Source organism: Nocardia sp. NPDC057440 (assembly GCF_042802915.1).
Taxonomy (GTDB): domain Bacteria; phylum Actinomycetota; class Actinomycetes; order Mycobacteriales; family Mycobacteriaceae; genus Nocardia.
The window spans coordinates 13,668-32,184 of record NZ_JBHVDF010000012.1 but is presented as its reverse complement, the minus strand read 5'-3'; the positions used below and the strand labels follow the sequence as shown (position 1 = coordinate 32,184).

General features: G+C 67.1%; 19 protein-coding genes. 4 read left to right on the top strand and 15 right to left on the bottom strand.

Annotated elements, in window-relative coordinates; translation table 11 throughout:
• The first annotated feature begins 80 nt into the window (after positions 1-80).
• Entirely contained in the window at positions 81-1,046 is a 966-nt protein-coding gene (locus ACFU4Z_RS23855; RefSeq protein ID WP_328412441.1) for an HAD-IB family hydrolase, read from the top strand.
• On the opposite strand, the gene ACFU4Z_RS23850 is transcribed toward ACFU4Z_RS23855, so the two are convergent.
• The 9 genes from ACFU4Z_RS23850 to ACFU4Z_RS23810 all read right to left on the bottom strand — a co-directional run bounded on the left by ACFU4Z_RS23850 (position 1,047) and on the right by ACFU4Z_RS23810 (position 9,667).
• On the bottom strand, positions 1,047-2,075 hold the full coding sequence (locus tag ACFU4Z_RS23850; RefSeq protein ID WP_379066605.1) for a lysophospholipid acyltransferase family protein: 1,029 nt from the start codon (positions 2,073-2,075) through the stop codon (positions 1,047-1,049).
• Entirely contained in the window at positions 2,072-3,145 is a 1,074-nt protein-coding gene (locus ACFU4Z_RS23845; RefSeq protein WP_379066603.1) for an NAD-dependent epimerase/dehydratase family protein, read from the bottom strand. Before ACFU4Z_RS23845 ends, ACFU4Z_RS23850 begins: the two co-directional genes overlap by 4 nt.
• 206 nt (positions 3,146-3,351) lie before the next feature.
• Positions 3,352-3,453, bottom strand: a complete 102-nt coding sequence (locus tag ACFU4Z_RS23840) for a 30S ribosomal protein bS22 (RefSeq protein WP_003402602.1) — start codon at positions 3,451-3,453, stop codon at positions 3,352-3,354.
• 169 nt (positions 3,454-3,622) lie between these two features.
• The gene (locus ACFU4Z_RS23835; RefSeq protein WP_364905513.1) at positions 3,623-3,913 is read right to left on the bottom strand and encodes a helix-turn-helix domain-containing protein; all 291 of its coding nucleotides are present in this window, start codon (positions 3,911-3,913) and stop codon (positions 3,623-3,625) included.
• Between the two features lie 160 nt (positions 3,914-4,073).
• Positions 4,074-4,892: a pyrroline-5-carboxylate reductase gene (gene proC, locus ACFU4Z_RS23830; protein WP_379066600.1), complete on the bottom strand. Its 819-nt coding sequence runs from the start codon at positions 4,890-4,892 to the stop codon at positions 4,074-4,076.
• A gap of 22 nt (positions 4,893-4,914) precedes the next feature.
• Positions 4,915-5,799 (bottom strand): thioesterase family protein, encoded by an 885-nt coding sequence (locus ACFU4Z_RS23825; protein ID WP_379066598.1) that lies wholly within the window; start codon positions 5,797-5,799, stop codon positions 4,915-4,917.
• Between the two features lie 149 nt (positions 5,800-5,948).
• Positions 5,949-6,824: a sugar phosphate isomerase/epimerase family protein gene (locus ACFU4Z_RS23820; RefSeq protein ID WP_379066891.1), complete on the bottom strand. Its 876-nt coding sequence runs from the start codon at positions 6,822-6,824 to the stop codon at positions 5,949-5,951.
• A gap of 141 nt (positions 6,825-6,965) precedes the next feature.
• On the bottom strand, positions 6,966-8,636 hold the full coding sequence (locus ACFU4Z_RS23815; protein ID WP_379066596.1) for a hypothetical protein: 1,671 nt from the start codon (positions 8,634-8,636) through the stop codon (positions 6,966-6,968).
• Positions 8,633-9,667, bottom strand: a complete 1,035-nt coding sequence (locus tag ACFU4Z_RS23810; RefSeq protein WP_379066594.1) for a hypothetical protein — start codon at positions 9,665-9,667, stop codon at positions 8,633-8,635. Before ACFU4Z_RS23810 ends, ACFU4Z_RS23815 begins: the two co-directional genes overlap by 4 nt.
• Positions 9,668-9,732: 65 nt before the next feature.
• Here ACFU4Z_RS23810 and ACFU4Z_RS23805 point away from each other — a divergent pair, with 65 nt between their 5' ends.
• Positions 9,733-10,614 carry a hypothetical protein gene (locus tag ACFU4Z_RS23805; RefSeq protein WP_379066592.1) on the top strand — a complete coding sequence of 294 codons (882 nt, stop codon included), beginning with the start codon at positions 9,733-9,735 and terminating at the stop codon, positions 10,612-10,614.
• A gap of 69 nt (positions 10,615-10,683) precedes the next feature.
• Positions 10,684-11,013, top strand: a complete 330-nt coding sequence (locus tag ACFU4Z_RS23800; protein WP_379066591.1) for a hypothetical protein — start codon at positions 10,684-10,686, stop codon at positions 11,011-11,013.
• Positions 11,014-11,073: 60 nt separating this feature from the next.
• On the opposite strand, the gene ACFU4Z_RS23795 is transcribed toward ACFU4Z_RS23800, so the two are convergent.
• From ACFU4Z_RS23795 to ACFU4Z_RS23785, 3 genes are all read right to left on the bottom strand, one after another.
• A complete protein-coding gene (locus tag ACFU4Z_RS23795) occupies positions 11,074-11,763 on the bottom strand; it encodes a response regulator transcription factor (RefSeq protein WP_328406643.1) in 690 nt (229 codons plus the stop codon).
• Positions 11,760-12,995, bottom strand: a complete 1,236-nt coding sequence (locus tag ACFU4Z_RS23790) for an ATP-binding protein (RefSeq protein WP_328406644.1) — start codon at positions 12,993-12,995, stop codon at positions 11,760-11,762. The genes ACFU4Z_RS23795 and ACFU4Z_RS23790 overlap by 4 nt, the downstream gene beginning before the upstream one ends.
• Before the next feature lie 195 nt (positions 12,996-13,190).
• Positions 13,191-13,595 carry a winged helix-turn-helix transcriptional regulator gene (locus ACFU4Z_RS23785; RefSeq protein WP_379066588.1) on the bottom strand — a complete coding sequence of 135 codons (405 nt, stop codon included), beginning with the start codon at positions 13,593-13,595 and terminating at the stop codon, positions 13,191-13,193.
• A gap of 95 nt (positions 13,596-13,690) precedes the next feature.
• Here ACFU4Z_RS23785 and ACFU4Z_RS23780 point away from each other — a divergent pair, with 95 nt between their 5' ends.
• Positions 13,691-14,356: an NADPH-dependent F420 reductase gene (locus ACFU4Z_RS23780; RefSeq protein WP_379066586.1), complete on the top strand. Its 666-nt coding sequence runs from the start codon at positions 13,691-13,693 to the stop codon at positions 14,354-14,356.
• A 66-nt stretch (positions 14,357-14,422) separates the two neighbouring features.
• Here ACFU4Z_RS23780 and ACFU4Z_RS23775 read toward each other — a convergent pair whose 3' ends face one another.
• The 3 genes from ACFU4Z_RS23775 to ACFU4Z_RS23765 form a co-directional block, all read right to left on the bottom strand.
• Complete coding sequence (locus ACFU4Z_RS23775; RefSeq protein ID WP_379066584.1) at positions 14,423-16,480, bottom strand: CocE/NonD family hydrolase; 2,058 nt, start codon at positions 16,478-16,480, stop codon at positions 14,423-14,425.
• 251 nt (positions 16,481-16,731) lie between these two features.
• Positions 16,732-17,469: a phosphoglyceromutase gene (locus ACFU4Z_RS23770; protein ID WP_379066582.1), complete on the bottom strand. Its 738-nt coding sequence runs from the start codon at positions 17,467-17,469 to the stop codon at positions 16,732-16,734.
• 74 nt (positions 17,470-17,543) lie between these two features.
• Complete coding sequence (locus tag ACFU4Z_RS23765) at positions 17,544-18,449, bottom strand: ROK family protein (RefSeq protein ID WP_379066580.1); 906 nt, start codon at positions 18,447-18,449, stop codon at positions 17,544-17,546.
• Positions 18,450-18,517: the final 68 nt, after the last annotated feature.

Genomic DNA, 18,517 nt, shown 5'->3' with positions numbered 1-18,517 from the left:
TGGTGCCGGAACAATCGAAGGTGGCCCACAGTTCAGGGACGAAGGCCGGATTCATCGCCGGACGATTCGGCGAGTTTCCGGTGCGATGGAACCAGGGCAGGCTCGGCCAGAGCCTCCAGGACCAGCTCGCGCGGATCTCCCGCAGCCCCTTCGGGCCGAGCGAGGAAGAGCTGCGGGCCAACCTGGCAGGTGAGGCGAGCGCGGATGCCGCGCTGACGCTGCACGACGCCGACCTGGCGGCCGCCGAGCAGGAGACGACCGGACCGGAGGTGCCGCGCGATCTCACCGCGGCCGCGTTCTTCGATGTCGACAACACCATGGTGCAGGGCGCGTCGATCGTGCATTTCGCCCGTGGTCTCGCCGCGCGCAAATACTTCAAAACCTCCGACCTGGTCGATGTCGCCTGGAAACAGGTCAAATTCCGCGTCACCGGCAAAGAGAACAGCACCGATATGGCAAGCGGCCGGGAAAAGGCGCTGGCATTCATCGCCGGCCGCCCGACCGCGGAGCTCGCCGCACTCGGCGAGGAGATCTACGACGAGATCATCGCCGACAAAATCTGGCCGGGGACAAGGGCTCTCGCGCAGATGCACCTCGACGCGGGCCAGCAGGTCTGGCTGGTCACCGCGACGCCGGTCGAGTTGGCCCAGGTGATCGCCAAACGGCTCGGGCTGACCGGCGCCCTCGGCACCGTCGCCGAAAGCGTGGACGGAAAGTTCACCGGCCGGCTGGTCGGGGACATCCTGCACGGCCTGGGCAAGGCGCACGCGGTGCGCACCCTCGCCGTCCGAGAGGGCTTGAACCTCAAGCGGTGCACCGCCTACTCCGACAGCCACAACGACGTGCCGATGCTGTCGCTGGTCGGCACGGCGGTGGCGATCAACCCGGATTCGGATCTGCGGGAGGTCGCCAAGAATCGCGGCTGGGAAATCCGGGACTTCCGGACCGGCCGCAAGGCGGCCAAGATCGGCGTGCCGACGGCACTGGCGCTGGGCGCCGCCGGTGGTGCGGTGGCTGCGGCGGTCACCCGCCGCCGCGAGCACTGACTATCCGCTGAAAGCGTTGCGGCGCTTGGTCAGCAGTTTGTAGAGGGTCTGCTGGATGGTTTCGCGGACCTGGTCGGTGACCTCGAACATGGTCATCGGGTCGTCCGCGGCCTCGGCCTCGTAGCCGTTGGTCGGGATCGGCGCGCCGAACTCGATGTACCACTTGGACGGCAGCGGGACCGCGCCGAGCGGACCGAAGTGCGGGAACAGCGGGGTCACCGGGAAGTACGGCAGGTTGAGCAGCCTGGCCAGTGGCTTGATATCGGCCAGCTTCGGGTAGATCTCCTCGGAACCGACGATCGAGCACGGGATGATCGGGGTGCCGGTGCGTACCGCGGCGGCGACGAATCCACCGCGGCCGAAGCGCTGCAGCTTGTAGCGATCGGTGTACTGCTTGCCGACGCCCTTGAAGCCCTCGGGGAATACGCCGGTCAGCTCACCCGCGCGCAGTAGTCGTTCGGCGTCCGGACGGCAGGCCAGGGTGTGGCCCGCCTTGCGGGCCAGCGAACCGAGCACCGGCGTCTCGAAAATGAGGTCGGCGGCCAGCAGGCGCAGCGCCCGCTGCTTCGGATGCTTGTCGTGCACCGCCAGCTGCAGCATCAGTCCGTCCAGCGGCACGGTGCCCGCGTGGTTGGCGACGACCAGCGCGCCACCCACCTCCGGAATGTTCTCCATCCCGCTGACCTGCACCCGGAACCAGAAATCGGACATGGGACGCAGCATCGGCAGGATCAGCGATTCGAGCAGGTGCTCGTCGAAGCCGAACTCGTCGACCTGGTAATCGCCGGTGAGCCTGCGCCGCGCGAAATCCGCGGTCTTGCCGATCTGCTTGCCGAGGGCGCCGCGCACCATGTCCGACAGTGATTGCGGCACTGGCGGTTCGGTAGCAGCAAGCCGTTCGGTCAGCGAGGTCACCTGGCTCGGCGACGACTCACCGACCGTGGGTTCCGGCCAGCGACGCGCGGTCGGGCGCGGGCGCGCCTCGATATTCACGTCGTGGAGCTGGATGACTTTCGCGACATCGTTCATGGTTGCGCTCCCGTACCGGCCCCGAGCAGGCCGAGCAGTTTCTTTTCTGCGGCATCAATCCATGCGGGATCGATGACGGGCCGCAACGCTGCGCCCCCGATAAAGTCGTCGAACGCCTGCACCGTCGTCCAGCGCGGCACAAACCCCAGTTCGGTGCGCATGCGCGTGGTGTCCAGGCCACAGCCGAAATGAAAATAATCGAGTTGTTCGCTGCTGAATTCACGCATCAGCGTGCCCATCAGCGCGCGTCCCGCCGTGCGGAACACCAGGAACGGGATCGGAAGCTCGATGCGGCCTGCCCGCCGCACCGCCTGCGATAGAGCAAGGGCGCCGTCACCCGCAATATTGTATGCGCCGACGGCCGAAACTTTGGCAGCATGCGCCAAAGCGGCGATCGCGTCCTGCTCGTGCACCAGCTGCATCCTGGCATCGCGGCCGAACACGGTCGGCGCGACCGGCGAACGCAAATATTGCACACCGCGACCCGCCAGCCGTGGACCGACGATCGGCGCAAAACGCAGAACCGCGGTGGCCATATCGGGGCGGCGCCGGGCAAGCCCGCGGACGAATCCTTCGATTTCGATCATGTCGCGCGCGAATCCGCCGCTCGGCGGGATGCGCGCACTCATTTCTTCGGTAAATTTCGCGGGGTCCTTCGCGCTGCCTCCGTACACCGCCGACGTCGAACGCACCACCACTCGCCGCACCGACGGCGACTTCTGGCAGACCGCGAGCAGCTGCATGGCGCCAAGGACGTTGAGGTCCTTCATCACCGCCCTGCTGAAACCGGCTGGTGGGCGCGCCAGCAGTGCGGCATGCACGACGGTATCCACCTGGCTGCCATCGATTACCTTGCGGATCAACGGATTTCGAATGTCGGCGCGAATGAATTCGGCGCGGCCCATGCGGCGGGAGAGCTCACGGCTGGGGGTCATGGTGTCGACAGCGATGATGCGCTCGATGCCGGGGTCCTGGGCGAGTCTGGCCACCACATTGCCGCCGAAGAACCGGCTGGCGCCGGTGACCAGCGCAACCTTGGGTGTGTGTCCGTCTCTTATCTCAGATCCCACAGCACCGGATCCCAACTCGACAGCCCCCCATTTCATTTAATGCGGTTCAAGCGTAACCGCTGCCATACGACGCGCCGAGATTATTAACCAGGATCTAACGATGATTTCAGTCACCTGATACACAAGCCGTTTTCAAACTTGAATGTTTCAAAACGAAAAGCCCGCCACCGGATCGGTGACGGGCTCCTCAGCTAACGCGCAGTGGCTTACTTGCCGAGTTTGCGCCGCTGAACGCGGGTGCGGCGAAGCAGCTTGCGGTGCTTCTTCTTCGACATGCGCTTGCGACGCTTCTTGATCACAGAACCCATAGGGTTGTTCCTCGCGTTCTCTCTACTCGGCGCGCACGTCAATCACGTACGCCGTACTCGGCATCCGCGCCGCCGACGGCCACCGGACACCACGAAACGGTGCCACCGGCAGGCGAACACGAACCGAGGGTTCATCCTACCGGGACACCCCGAGGCGAACGAAACCGCCTCATCCAGCGTCGAAGTAGGACGTCTCCAGATAGTCGTGGACCGCCTTGGCATGCACCCGGAACGACCGACCGACTCGCACGGCGGGCAACTCACCCGAGTGCACGAGCCGATAGACCGTCATTTTGGATACCCGCATCAAATTTGCCACCTCGGCGACGGTGAGGAACTGGGTGCCGCCACCGAGCACGGGTTGCGCTGGAGATACCGAACTGCCTTGCGACCGGGAACCTGCCCGGCTGGTAGATGGTCCGGAGCCGCCAGGCGACGTCCCTGAGCTATTTGCAGACATCTTGTTAGACATCATTGCACCATTGACCTCCGGCACGTCCGCGCCGCCGGCTTCCCCACCGGCGGAACAGACACGCACGTGCTCCTTGAAGCTTAGCGGGACCAGTGGGATTACTGCGACGGGTGTGAGAAATAAGCTTTGCTTGCGGGGAACCGACCGGTCACTCGGTAGACCTGCCCTGTTCCGCAGACCGTTGCTTGGCCGCGTGCAGTGCCTCCAGGATCGCCGACCGGACCCCGCCCCGCTCCAACTCACGCAGCGCCGCGGCCGTGGTGCCCGCGGGCGAGGTCACCGCGGCGCGCAGTTCCACGGCGCTCTGCTCGGCATCGTCCAGCAGCGCGGCGGACCCGACCATGGTCTGCACCACGAGCTGGGTGGCGATGTCCCTGGTGAGGCCGAGGCCGACGGCCGCGTCCACCATCGCCTCGACGACAAGGAAGAAATACGCGGGTCCGGAACCCGACACCGCGGTGACCGCGTCCATCTGCGACTCGGCGACGGTCACCACCTTGCCGACCGCGGAGAGCAGGTCGGTCACCTCGACCAGCTGCTCCGGCCTGGCATAGCGGCCCGGCGCGAGGACGATCATGCCCTGACCGACCAGCATCGGGGTATTCGGCATCACCCGCACCACGGGGAAGCCCGCGGGCAGCTTCGCCTCGAGCCGCGCGGTCGGCACGCCGGCCGCGAGCGAGACGAGCACCTGATCCCGGTCCGCATCGAGCTCGGCCTTGCCCAGCTGTGTCAGCACGGTGTCGACGTCACCCGGCTTGACCGCGATCACCAGCAGATCCGCGCCGATGACCGCATCGGCCACCGACTCGGTGACCCGCACGCCGAACCGATCGGCGATCAGCGCGGCGCGATCAGCGTGCGTCTCGACGATGACCAGGTCCTTGCCCGCTCGACCCGACTCGAGCAACCCGGCGACCAACGCCTCCCCGATGCGACCTCCACCGATCACCGCAATTCTCGTCATGGAGGTAAAGGTTAGACCGCGCTCAACGCTGCGGAATCAGCGCCAGCTGGCGGCTTTGCGCGACGACCGCACCGGTGGAATCGAGGATCAGCTGATCCTCGTCGAACATGCGGCCACCGACCTCGTGGGTAGTCGCGATGATCCGCAGCCAGCCGGGGGTGGGCCTGCGGCGCAGGTAGGTGGTCATCTGGACGGTCGGAGCCCAGCCGAAGTGGCCGAGGTTCATAGGAACCGGCGGGCTCATGTCGGCCGACATCATCGCGAAGAACATCGAGACATCGGGATCGCGCTGATCGCCCGCGCGTGGGCGCATCCACAGCCGCAGCCGCGGTTCGGCCTGCTCACCGTCCAGGAATCTGGCCCACTCGCGGTCGATGTACAGCTCCGCGCCCTGACCCACATGGACGATGCTGCCCATCGGTGAGCCGGATTCGTAGCCGACGGCGTCGGCGGGCGGCGCGGCAGGCATATCGCCGTGCTGCGGTGCGTACAGCGGATCGGCGTCGTCGAGGTGTCCGAAGGTGAACGCGGTTCGCACCAGGCTGCGCCCATCCTGGATCAGGGTCGTGTCCGCCAGGCAGATCTGACGGCCCACTTTGCGGATGCGCACCTCGTACTCGACTTCACCGGGCTCCGGAGCGCCGAGGAAGTCGGAGCTCGCCGCGATGGGCGCCATCGCGGCGAGTGCCGGATCGGAGGCGCGCAGCCAGTTGGTGGCGGCCGCGGCGCTGGCCGCGACCATGGTGCCACCGTGCACCTTTTTGCCGATCGTCCAGATCTCGTCGATGACGCCGAGGTAGCGACCGGCGTCGGGAGTGGTCGTGGACAGTTCGGTCAGCGCGCACACGCGGCTGAACGGCGCGTCGGTCTCGGTGTCCCGCTCGAGGTCCACGGTCAGCTCCGGCATCGTCACTCCTGTCGTTCCTGTGCCGCATCGGCGGTCCGCGGCGATCGCCGAGACACCACACTTTCCCGATACCTGGCGTTCGTACAGCGTAGAACGACCGGATTCGACGTCCGCATTCCCCTCCGGCGAGCGGCGGGCGAACGACCTCGTCACACCTGGCCTGCATGGCTCGGCGCGGGAGCGGGAGCAGGAGCCATGCCATTGAGATGCTGTCTGGCGAACGCGAGCGTGCGGTGCAGCATCGCCGCACGGTCCTGGGTGGTGCGTGCGCTCTGGGTATTGATCTCGGCGACCGCGTGCCCGGAGAAACCGGTGCGCACCAGGGCCTCGCACAGCTCAACACAGGGCTGGGTGCCCTCGCCGGGTACCAGATGCTCATCGTGCGCGGCGCCACGGCCGTCGGCGAGATGCAGGTGTGCGAGGCCATGCCCCATCCGCCCGGCCAGCGCCAGCGGATCGGCGCCCGCGGTCGCGGTGTGCGAGAGGTCGAGGGTGTAGTGCCGGTATCCGACGTCGGTCGGATCGTAGGACTGACTGAACGCGGTCACGCCGAGCCCCGGTCCGCCGCGCCGCTCCAGCCGCTTGACCGAACCGGCGCCACGACCGAACAAGGTGTCCGCGCGCATCGGGAACATATTCTCGACCGCGACGATGACGGTGCTGCGCTCCTCCAGCTCACCGACCTGGTCGGCGAAACCCTCCGCATAACGGCGCTGCCACCGGAACGGCGGATGCACGACGACGGTGCTCGCACCGAGCGCCTCGGCGGTGTGCACACTGCGCTCCAGCTTGGCGACCGGATCCGAGCCCCACACTCGCTGCGAGATGAGCAGGCACGGCGCGTGCACCGCGATCACGGGCACGGAGTACTTGCGAGCGTAGGCCTGCACAGTCGCGATGCTCTGACTGGCGGGCTCGGCCCAGACCATCAACTCGATGCCGTCGTAACCGAGTTCGGCCGCGTAGCGGAAGGCCGCTTCGGTGTTCTGTGGATACACCGAAGCCGTCGAAAGGCCGACCAATATCGGCCGCTGCCCGCCGACGCACGCGGGTTCGCCGGGTGAGCGGGGTTCGGTGCGCACGCCCGTACCCAGTACGTCCGCGCCGACCACACTTCCCACCCGTGTGTCGTCTGCCTGCCCGATGTTCCCCACAGCAGCTCCTACTCAGTTCGTACTGAGAAGAAAGGCTAGCGGTCCGAGCGTGACAAAGATGCCGACGACGACGGCAATCACCGTGCTGAGGATGTCGTCGGTCCTGCGCAGGATCCGCACCAGCGCCACCAGGCCGAGAATCACGATCATCGCCAGGGCCAGCGCCACCCAGGGGAGCATCTCCCACATCCGCTCGAACCCCTTGAACAGCAACATGCCGGCGACCGCGGCGCCGGTGCTCTGTCCGCCGAGGATCATCCACTGCCGCCGATTGGCGTCGAACTCGGCCTTGCGCGCGACCCGCGAACGGCGCGGCGACATGATCCCCGACCGCTCCGAATCCGGATGCTCGTCGAAGTCGTCCTCGTCGTCCTCCAGCTGGGCGGCATCCACCTCGAACGGCGCGTGCACATCGGTGCGGCCCTGCATACCGTCCAGGTCGACGATGTCGAGGGCACGGCCCCCGTCGCGTTTCCCGCGGCCACGTTTGCCTCGACCGCCCTCGCGTCTGCCCGCGCGCTCGGCGTCCTCGCGCTCGGCCCGCTCGACCCCGTCGCGCAGCAGGTCACCCGCGACCGTCTGACCGGAGACCAGCTGCTGATCCTGGCTGGCCAGCGACCACGCCGCGCTCGGAATCCCACCGGATTCGGGCGCCAGATCGTTGTTGTTCGGGGTCGGCGCGTGGTGTCTTCGTGCCGACCACGCCGGCAAGGCGCCATCGGCAGGGCGTCGGGATGATCTTCGCGGCGGCTCGGGAGGCGGCTCCGGACTCGGGGCCCGTTTGCCTCTCGGCGGGGCCTCCGGCAACGGCGAAAGCGGTGACGGCGCCGATTCGGGTGCGAACCCGTTGGGCTCCGGCGACCACGGCGCGGTCGACGGCGCGGCCTCGAGCGCCTCCTCCGCGCGGCGGCGGGCGGCTCTGCCGGTCCTGGCTCCGCTGTTGCCGCTATGGCCGTTGAGCGATCCACGGTCCGCGAGCGGGTCGGCTCGGCCCGCCTCGCGCAGCGGCCGCACGTCGGTCGTTTCCTCGTCGGGATCGCGCCTGCGCCTGCGACCGGTGCGCCCGGAACCGAGCGGCGGCACGCTGTCGCCAGACAGCGGATCGGCCCCATAGGGATCGACCGGCGCATAAGGATCGACGGGGGCATAGGGGTCGGGCGCGGCGTGCGACGACAACGGGTCGGCGGGCGCGGAATGTCGCGAAGCGGGCATATCCCGCCCCGGCATGACCCGGTTCGAGCGGCCGGGCAACGGATCCGGCTCGGGCGCGGCGTAATCCGACAGCGGGTCGTATCGCGTGATCGGCCCCGACATCGGCGAATAGCTCGGCAGCTCCGGCTCGGGCGTGTACGAAACCGGTTCCGGCGCAGGCGATTCGAACGCAGACGGCTGATACGCCGCGGGTTCGTATGCGGCGGGCTCGCGTACCGATGGCTGATAGGCCGACGGTTCATACGCGGCGGGCTCATACGACGGCGGGTCGAACGCCGGTTCGTCGGGCGCGGCGTGCGAGGAGCGACCGCCGCCGGCCGGGATGACGGGAAGGTCCCCCGTCAGCTCCGCGACCGAGATCCCACGGCCGCTGCGCCTACGCCTGCCACCGCCACCGGAGGACGCCGAACCCTGTTGACCGTTGCGGGCCAACAGTTCGGCGACCGATAGCTGTTTGGAGTCATCACTCATGGCGACACCGTTTCGATCGGGCCCGATAGCGCGACGCCACCACCGGGTGCCGGCCTGCCGGTCCCGGCAGCCGGTCCCGGTGAGCTCGTCGCCCGGGGTCCGCCGTTCATATCGGTATCCAGTTTGCGCAGGATCAGCCCCTCGCGCAGTGCCCACGGACAAATCTCGAGGGTATCCAGCGATAGTGCCCGCATACTCGCCTCCGCGACCAATGCGCCAGCCACCAATTGCTGTGACCGATCGGAACTTACGCCTTCCAATTCTGCACGGTCCGACGCTGTCATTCGTGAGATGAAAGCAATCAGTTGGCGCAGACCTGAGCTGGTGAGTGTACGGCGCACCCGCAGTCCCGCAGAAGAGGGTGCCGCTCCGGTCAGCCGAGCCAGCGATCGGAAGGTCTTCGACGTGCCGACCGCGAGATCCGGCTTACCCACGTCCAGCAGCTGTTTCGTGGGCACCACCAGCTCCGCGTCGAGCCAGTCGCGCAGCACGGCGACGCGGCGCTTGCCCGGCGGATCCTCGCGTAGCCACTCGCGGGTCAGCCGGCCTGCGCCGAGTTGCAGCGACAGTGCGACATCGGGCTCCTCGTCGCCGCCATTGGTCATTTCCAACGAGCCGCCACCGATATCGAGATTGAGGATGCGGCCCGCGCTCCAGCCGTACCAGCGGCGCACCGCGAGAAAAGTGGACCTGGCCTCGTCGACACCGGAGAGCACCCGCAGCTCGACGCCGGTCTCGGCCCGCACGCTGGCGAGCACCTCCTCGGCGTTGGTGGCCTCGCGCAGCGCCGAGGTCGCGAAGGGCATCAGCTCGACACACTTGGAGGTCTCGGCGATGCTGGCGAATTCGGCTACCGTCGCGATCAGTCGTTCGGCCCCCTGGACCGTGATCCGACCTGCGCCATCCATGTTCTCCGACAGCCGTAATGTCGCCTTTGTCGAGCTCATCGGCATCGGGTGGCCACCACGATGGGCGTCCACCACGAGCAGATGGACGGTATTGCTTCCGACATCGAGTACCCCAAGCCGCACATGAACACGGTACTGGGTGAACCAGGACTTTAGGCGAGGCGACCGAACTGTTAGCGTCTCGAGGTGTGACGGTAGGCGCATCCGCGAACGGCCCGGCCCGGCCCCGACCAGCCGAGAAGATCGAACCGACTCCCGAGGTAGGGCTCGATTTCCCGCGGGAGTGGATCGAGTTCGTCGATCCAGCAAACAGCGAGCATCTGATCGCCGCCGACCTGACGTGGTTGCTGTCACGCTGGACATGCGTCTTCGGCACGCCGGCGTGCCAGGGAATTCTCAGCGACCGTCCCGACGACGGCTGCTGCTCGCACGGCGCTTTCATGTCCGGTAAGGAAGACCGCAAGCGGCTGGAAGCCTCTGTGAAACTGCTCACACCAGAGGACTGGCAGCTGATGGACAAAGCCAAGAATGTGGACGGCAAGGTCACCAAGCGGGGCTATCTCGAGGTCGATGAGCTGGAAGACGAGCCCGCGCTGCGCACCCGCCGATTCGACGGTGCGTGCATCTTCCTCAACCGTCCCGATTTCGAGGGTGGCGTCGGCTGCGCCCTGCACTCGATGGCACTGCGCAAAGGTATCGAGCCGCTGGAGGTGAAGCCGGATGTGTGCTGGCAGTTGCCCATCCGGCGCACCATGGAGTGGGTCGACCGTTCCGACGGCGTCCAGATCCTGCGCACCACCATCACTGAATACGATCGGCGCGGCTGGGGCTCCGGAGGTTTGGACCTGGGCTGGTACTGCACCAGCTCCCCTGACGCCCATGTCGCCGCGCGTCCGGTGTGGCAGTCCCTTGCGGCCGAGCTCAAAGAACTACTCGGCGAACCCGCCTACGAGGCACTGGCGAGGCACTGCAAGCGCAGAGAAGGACTCGGCCTGATTGCAATTCATCCGGCGACCGTGAATGCCGATCGAATGAAGGCGGACGCACCGGTTTCCGACCAATCGGCGTGAGGTTTTCATAGCGGGTGGTTCACCTGCGCGCCATGCGAGCTTTACCAATATGGGGTTTGATGTGCGGTCATGTTGAAGAAAGCCGTCACCCTGACAACCATCGCCGTCGGAGCCGCGCTCGCCATGAGCGGCGCCGCGCACGCGGAACCCAATGGCGACCCGGCCAAATACGCCGATTTCACCGCCGACTTCCTGCCCGCCAACACCCCTGAGGCGCTCAATGCGGCGAAGGAGGGCAAGAACCTGATCATGAGCCCGTACGGCGTCACCCACACCATCGCCTGCCGCGGCACCAGCGCAGCGGACGTCTACGACTGCATGCAGGAAGACGCCCTCGGCTGGATCAGCCTGCGTAAGACCGACACCCCCGTCGGCCCCACCTGGCTCTACCTGCCCTGAGATCGCGGCGACGCCGAGGTTGTCGGGGGCCTCGGCGGATTCGCCTGGAGAAATCGGCCGTCACGCCTCGAGCTTGTAGCCGAGGCCGCGCACCGTCACCAGATGTTCCGGCTTGGCCGGATCGCCCTCGATCTTCGAGCGCAGGCGCTTCACGTGGACATCGAGGGTCTTGGTGTCACCGACATAATCGGCGCCCCAGACCCGGTCGATCAGCTGGCCACGGGTCAGCACCCGGCCGGAATTGCGCAGCAGATATTCGAGCAGGTCGAATTCCTTCAGCGGCAAGGTGACCTGCTTGCCGTTCACGTGCACGGTGTGCCGGTCGACATCCATCCGGACGGGACCGGCTTCCAGCACGCCGCTCTCGTTACCGCCGTCAAGTTCGTCGCCCGCGCCGCGGCGCAGCACGGCCCGGATGCGTGCGATGAGTTCGCGTGCCGAGTACGGCTTGGTCACGTAGTCGTCGGCGCCGAGCTCGAGCCCGACCACCTTGTCGATCTCGCTGTCGCGCGCGGTCACCATGATGACCGGTACCCCGCTGCGGGTGCGCAGCTGCTTGCACACGTCGGTGCCGCTCATGCCGGGCAGCATGAGGTCCAACAGCACGATATCGGCGCCGGAGCGGTCGAATTCGGCGAGCGCGGACGGCCCGTCACCGACGACGGTGACCTCGAAACCCTCCTTGCGCAGCAGGAACGCGAGCGGATCGGCCAGCGACTCCTCATCCTCGACGATCAGAACACTCGTCATCTGCGTGCCTCCACACCATTGGGTCTGCTCGGCCCCGAGGGGCGCGGGCTGATTTCTCTCATGCTCACCACGGAGCCGTCGACCTCGTCGTCGCTGTCGGCCTCGAGATGGGCGGGTATTCGCAAGGTGAACGTCGAACCGGTGCCCAGCTTGCTCCACAGGGTGATCTCACCGTTGTGGTTGGCGGCTACGTGCTTGACGATAGCCAGCCCGAGCCCGGTACCGCCGGTGGCGCGCGAGCGCGCCTTGTCGGATCGGAAGAAGCGTTCGAAAACCCGTTCCTGATCTTCCTTGGCGATACCGATGCCACGATCGGTGACGGCCATCGCGACGTGGTCGCCGCGCAGCGACCGGCTCACTGACACGTGTGAGCCGGCCAGCGAATACGCGATCGCGTTCTCCACCAGGTTGGACAGGGCCGTGACCAGCAGAGTTTCGTCACCGAGCACCTCGAGCCCGCTGGGCCGGTCGGTGCTGACGGTGATGCCCGCCGCCTCGGCCGCGGTGCGCGAGCGGTCCACCGCCTGCATCACCACCGTGTCCACATCGACCACTTCGAGCTCGGGCAGCTTTTCCGCGCCCTGCAGTCGCGACAGCGCGATCAATTCGGTCACCATTTTGCCGAGGCGCCGGGATTCGCCGAGCACCCGCTGGCCGAAGTGGCGCACTGCCTCGGGGTCGTCGGCGGATTCCAGCATGGCCTCGGCGAGCAGGCTCATCGCGCCGACCGGGGTCTTGAGCTCGTGGCTGACATTGGCGACGAAATCCCGGCGCGTGGCTTCCATCCTGGCCTGCTCGGAGTCGTCGTCGGCGAACAGCACGGTGAAGCTGGTCTCCTCGCGCGAGAGCTGCCTGGCCACGCCGCGCACCGCGATCCTGCTGCGGCCGGGCATCGGGTTCTTCGCGGTGAGGTCGAATTCGGCGGACTCACCGGTGGCCAGGACTTTCTCCACCGCGGCCCACGCGCGTTCGTCGAGCAGCCGGTTGCGGACGAGGCCGAGTTCCTCGGCGCGCGGGTTCACCAGCACCACGTCGCGATACTCGTCGACCACCGCGATGCCGCTCTCGGAGGCAAGAACGATGAGGTCGAGCACCTGCGACATCGTGAGCCCCGAGTCGGCCTGCCTGCGCGCGGCTTGCCTGGCGTTCATGAACGGGATCAGTAGCCCGCCGACTGCCAGTCCGACGACAGCCGCGAGGACTGCCAACAGTACGGCCTGCGGAACACTCACCCTTGAATCGTACGGTCGCCGACCGGCAACCCAACTCTGGGTACGAGAAGTTTCGCGCAGGTCATGGGCACTTCCTGCCCTGTTAGCCGCGCGTTTACGCGTTGTTAGGCCTGCGGAGGGCGGTGCGCGGGACGAGCGGAATTCGGTCATACCCAGCAGACATACCTCCTGCGGCGGCCGAACTCTGTGCCGCGCTCAGTCCTCGTCGTCGGCGCCCGACATCGCGGCGCGGACCGCGCTCCCGTGTCGGTCCACCCACTCGCCGAGGGCGTAGATCGGATTCAGCAGATCATGTCCCGCCGCTGTCAGCTCGTACTCGACCCGCGGCGGCGCCTCGGCGTAGCGGCGGCGTTCGATGAGGATCATCTGCTCCATCCGACGCAGCGTCTGGGTGAGCATCTTCTGGCTGATACCGCCGATGGCGGTACGCAGGTCGCCCGGCCGCATCGGGCCCTCGCGCAGCATGTACACGATCACCGGTAGCCACGAGTTGCCGAAGAGGTCCACCGCCATCCTGGCCGGGCAGTCGGCTTCGAAATCGCCGTACGGCGCGAACTGCGCGGGTTCCGCGACGATCGGCTCGGCAGGTTCGACTGTCATGAATCAAGCCTGCCATCGCCGTTGCGCACCCGAAGGTGCCTATCGACTTTCCTAACGTCATTGCCGAAGACATCCAGACACATCCAGGAGTTGAGATGCGAATCGGAATCATCGGCGCCGGGCAGATGGCACAGGCGCTCGGCGGGGGTTGGGCAGCGGCCGGGCACGACATCGTCATCGGCGCGCGCTCGCAAGCGTCGGCGGACCAGCTGGTCGCCACGATCGGACACGGCGCACGGGCAGGCAGCATTGTGGACGCCGCCGAGTTCGGCGAGGCCGTCCTGCTCGCGCTGCCGGTCAGCGCCCTTGACGAGGTATTAGGCGAAGTCGATGGAAAACTGCTGGGCCGCACGGTGATCGATTGCACCAATGCGTTCATGCCGGACGAGGCCGCGCCCGCGGGCGCGACGGCATTCGTGCTCTCCGAAGACGCGGTCGCCGAGCGCATTGCGGCGACCGCACCCGGGGCGCGCGTGGTGAAGGCGTTCAACGTGTGCGCCGCCGAGGTATGGGCTTCGGACGCGCGAGAATTCGAGGGCCGCAGGCTGGGTGTCCCGATCTGTGGTGACGACCCGGCCGCCGTGCGGCAGGTCTGCGCCCTGGCCGAAGACCTGAAGCTGCAACCGGTTTCGTCCGGTGGCCTGCACCGTGCGAAATACCTGGAGGCGACATCGGTATTCACCGTCGGCCTCTGGTTCAGCGGGCAGGATGCCAGGGCGATCTTCCCGCCGCTGGGTGCCGCCTTCGCCGTCGAGGACTGAAGCATGTCTCCTGATCAGTGAGATCGGGAGACATCAACAAACGAGCCGACCGGCCCGCCCCGCCTATCACCAACCGGAATTACCGCGCACCGGGATATTGACGAAGCTCGGACGGTTCGGATCCAGTTGCACATGCTGCGGCTTCAAACCCGTGTCGAGCAGCATCGGCAGCACCGGCAGACCCTTCGGGAAGTTGCCCGCGAAGACATCGACGCGCAGGCGGTGGCCCGGCTTCAGGATCGCCTCGGTAGCGGGCAGCGCGATATCGAGGGTGGTCTCCTGGCCGGGCACCGTCGGCTGCCTGCGGTCCAGCGAGGTGTAGGCGCGCGGGTCGGTGTAGTCGCCGTTGGCGGACCTGCTGCTGTTGGCCGCATCGACCTCGCGCAGCGACGCCATGATCTGCCCGGAGGAGAGCACGGTCGACTGCCCGTCCGGCGCGACATCGTTCACGGTGGCCACCCAGTAGCCGTCCGCGCCATCCTGAACGGTGTTGAGCCGCACCGCGATCCGGCCGGATATCGTGGTGGTGTCGGCGACGGGGGCGCTGGTGAACGTCAGCCCGTTCGTCTCGGCGACCCGCGAGTCCTTGGCGCAGCCGTCGATGATCGAGAGCGCGCCCGCGCTACCCTGCGCTGCGTCGTTGGAGCACAGGGTAGTCAGGCCGGGCGCGACCGTCAGCCGCGCCGAGTCGGGGCTTGCCTGCGGCAGCAGCGATCCGTCGTACAGGCTGTTCGCGGTGCCGCTGTGGTCGGCGGACAGATACATCCTGCGGTGCACCGCCGCCTGCGACGCCGCGGCGGCATCCGGATCGGCGAACGAATCGGTGGTGATCCAGCCGCCGCCCTGCTGACGCAGCGTGACCGGACCATAGGTATCGATACCGTTGTCGATGCCCTTGAGCCACTTGTCGAACCAGGCCCGCTGCAGCACATCCAGCCGCGGCGGCAGGCCGGGCTTGCCGTATTCATTGCCGGAATTGATGTGATAGGTGTTGCCCATCAGCAGCTGCTTCTGGCCTGCGGGCAGCGGAATCTCGTTGTAGATCTTGGATTCCGAGTAAGTGAACAGGTCATGCCAGCCGCCGGTCACGAAGGTCGGCACCTGGATCTTGCCGGGATCGCTCAACCAGGCTTCCCTCGAGGTCGAGGTGCCGGTCAGCAGTTCCTTCGCGCGCGGATCGAGATCCTCGACGCGGGTGGTGGTGTAGACGTTGAGCAGCACGTCCATGAAGGTCAACGGGTCCTTAGCCCGATCCGCGAGCCATTGCGTGTCGAACTGGCCGTTGACCACCGATGCCAGGTCCGGAAGCAGCTTGAGGCCGTTGATGGCGGTGAGCCACAGCGGAATGAAGTTGAAGCCGAAGCCGCCGCCGGGCGCGAGCACATCGTTGACGAGGTCGCTGCCGGGCACCACCGGGAAGATCGCCTTCAGCGCGGGCGGATTCTTCGCGGCGACCTGCACCTGATTGATACCGGAATACGAGATGCCGTTCATGCCGATACTGCCGTTCGACCAGGGCTGACGGGAGGCCCAGTCGATCACCTCGACGGTGTCCTGTTGCTCGCGCTGGCGCAGCATGTCCCACACGCCCTGCGAGAAACCGGTGCCGCGCACGTCGACGACGACCTGGGTGTAACCGCTCTTGATGAGCTGGCGGTCGACAGCGAAGTTGCGCAGCTCGCCGCCGCCGAATGCCTTGGTGAGGTCGGTGAGTCCGGAGAGCGGCGTGCCGCTCATATCGATCTGACGGAACAGCTCGATCAGTGCGTCGGAGAGGCCGGGAATGGACATCGCGCTGTCGGCGAGGTTCGACACCAGCTTGGTATAGGGCGTCATGTTGACGACGGTCGGCGTCGGGGTGTCGATCGGCCTGCCCGCCGCGTCCGCGGGGCGGTACACGTTGCCCTTGAGAACAGTGCCGTCGCTCATGGTGATCGGCACATCCCATTGGATGTTCACGTTCGGGAACTGCTGGGGGCCGTCCTGGGCCGCCGCCCAGGACGCGCCGGCCGCGCCGCCGTCAGGACCAGCTGCGACCGGTGCCGCGCTCGCGCCGGAAGTGAGGAATGGAACGAGCACCGCGGTGGCAACTGCCGCCACCGTGACCCGCAACGCGTGCTTCATCGGACGTGATCCACCTCTCGGACTGATCGAACGAGCGGAAGTTTACATACCGACGAGTAAGTTCGAACTTCCGGTCGACCGAATTTGAGCCGAATATCGATTCACATACAGCGAACAGCATGCCATATCGGCTGCATATCACGGCTGTAGCCGCGCTCGAAGATCAGAATTGCCACTCACCAAAACAGCGACGCGCTGCGGCCGATTGCTCGACCGCAGCGCATCTGCGTGCGGGGATTGCCGCCTCAGGGCTACTTGCCGCCCTGGCTTGCCACCGCGGCGGCGCCCGCGGCGGCAGCCTCCGGATCGAGGTACTCGCGCGGGCGGACCGGGCGCAGGTTTTCGTCGAGCTCGTAGCGCAGCGGGATGCCGGTGGGGATGTTCAGCTCCGAGATGTCGTCGTCGGAGATCTGATCGAGGTGCTTCACCAGGGCGCGCAGCGAGTTGCCGTGCGCGGCGACCAGCACGGTCTTGCCCGCGACGAGCTCCTTGGAGATGGTCGACTCCCAGTAGGGGACCATCCGGTTCACCACGTCGAGCAGGCACTCCGTCTTCGGCACCTCGATGCCCGCGTAGCGCGGGTCGCCCTCCTGGCTGTAGTCGTTGGCCGGGTCGATCGGCGGCGGCGGGGTGTCGTAGCTGCGACGCCACAGCATGAACTGCTCGTCGCCGTACATGTCACGGATCTGCGCCTTGTTCTTGCCCTGCAGCTCGCCGTAGTGCCGCTCGTTGAGCCGCCAGTCGCGGACCACCGGGATCCAGTGCCGGTCGGCCGCGTCCAGCGCGATGTTCGCGGTGCTGATCGCGCGACGCAGCAGCGAGGTGTAGACGATGTCCGGCAGGATGCCGTGCTCGGCCAGCAGCTCGCCGGCCCGCTTGCCCTCGGCGATGCCCTTGTCGGTCAGGTGCACATCCACCCAGCCGGTGAACAGATTCAGGGCATTCCATTCGCTCTCGCCGTGGCGCAGCAGCACGAGGGTGTACGTCATGCAGGCCATTCTGGCATGTGCGCAAACCTGCCTCGCATCCGTTCCCGATGGCCGAGCAGAGCAAGCCCGGCCCTTCAGACCACAGTGTCGGCCGCCGTGTGACCCGCGGCGAGCACGCCTGCGCCGACCAGGGTGGCGCCGTTGGTGATTCGTGACTGCACGACGTGGAGTCCACCGAGGAAGTCCAATCGCGCGTGCCGGGCGACCGCCGCGCGCAACGGCTCCCAGAGCGGTGCACCCGACTGCGCGAAACCACCGCCGATCACCACCAGGTCGATATCCTGCAGCGCGGCCGCCGAGGCGATGGCCTGCCCGAGCGCGGTCCCGGATCGATGCAGCGCCGCGAGCGCGATGTCGTCGCCGGAGTGCGCCGCTTTCGCCAGCGCGGCGCCGGTCGCACCGGACCACCCCTGCGCACGGGCCCAGCGCACCGACGACATGCCACTGGCGATCGCCTCGACGCACCCGACCCCGCCGCATTCACACGGCACATCCCAGCCCGGCACCACAATGTGACCGATATGCCCCGCATTGCCGGTGCGGCCGAGCAGCACCCGGCCATCCGCGATGATCCCGCCGCCGATCCCCGACGACACCGTCATCGCCAGCCCGTTCGCGACGCCGCGCAATGCGCCGACATGATGTTCGGCCAGCGCCAAGCAGGCGCCGTCGATGGCGAATCGTATTGTGGCGTCGGGAAAGAGCTTCTGCACCTCGGCGACGATCGGGAATCCGGACTTCCACTCGGGGATGTTCAGCGGGCTCGCGACACCGGATCGGGTATCGACAGGACCGGCCGAGCCGATCCCGATGGCGGTGATGACGTCCACACCCGCGACCTCCGCCAACAGCGTGCGGCACGCTTCCCACACCGCCTCGTGCGGCACGTCGACCTGCCGCACGTCACGCACCTCACGGCCCCCGTGCACCCGTCCGGCCGCGAACTTTGTCGCGCCGATATCAAGAGCAAGAACTGTCATAGCCGGGCCGCCTCCACGCTCACCGAGTCCCCGCGCGATTGTCGCGCACCGCGGGCCCGCCCGGGAGA

Coding starts and splice junctions, on each gene's coding strand:
- ACFU4Z_RS23785 (WP_379066588.1), bottom strand. CDS start 13,595: ATGACAGTCGAACCTGCCGAGCCGATCGTCGCGGAACCCGCGCAGTTC.
- ACFU4Z_RS23840 (WP_003402602.1), bottom strand. CDS start 3,453: ATGGGTTCTGTGATCAAGAAGCGTCGCAAGCGCATGTCGAAGAAGAAG.
- ACFU4Z_RS23780 (WP_379066586.1), top strand. CDS start 13,691: ATGCGAATCGGAATCATCGGCGCCGGGCAGATGGCACAGGCGCTCGGC.
- ACFU4Z_RS23800 (WP_379066591.1), top strand. CDS start 10,684: ATGTTGAAGAAAGCCGTCACCCTGACAACCATCGCCGTCGGAGCCGCG.
- ACFU4Z_RS23765 (WP_379066580.1), bottom strand. CDS start 18,449: ATGACAGTTCTTGCTCTTGATATCGGCGCGACAAAGTTCGCGGCCGGA.
- proC (WP_379066600.1), bottom strand. CDS start 4,892: ATGACGAGAATTGCGGTGATCGGTGGAGGTCGCATCGGGGAGGCGTTG.
- ACFU4Z_RS23795 (WP_328406643.1), bottom strand. CDS start 11,763: ATGACGAGTGTTCTGATCGTCGAGGATGAGGAGTCGCTGGCCGATCCG.
- ACFU4Z_RS23770 (WP_379066582.1), bottom strand. CDS start 17,469: ATGACGTACACCCTCGTGCTGCTGCGCCACGGCGAGAGCGAATGGAAT.
- ACFU4Z_RS23850 (WP_379066605.1), bottom strand. CDS start 2,075: ATGAACGATGTCGCGAAAGTCATCCAGCTCCACGACGTGAATATCGAG.
- ACFU4Z_RS23815 (WP_379066596.1), bottom strand. CDS start 8,636: ATGAGTGATGACTCCAAACAGCTATCGGTCGCCGAACTGTTGGCCCGC.
- ACFU4Z_RS23775 (WP_379066584.1), bottom strand. CDS start 16,480: ATGAAGCACGCGTTGCGGGTCACGGTGGCGGCAGTTGCCACCGCGGTG.
- ACFU4Z_RS23835 (WP_364905513.1), bottom strand. CDS start 3,913: ATGTCTGCAAATAGCTCAGGGACGTCGCCTGGCGGCTCCGGACCATCT.
- ACFU4Z_RS23825 (WP_379066598.1), bottom strand. CDS start 5,799: ATGCCGGAGCTGACCGTGGACCTCGAGCGGGACACCGAGACCGACGCG.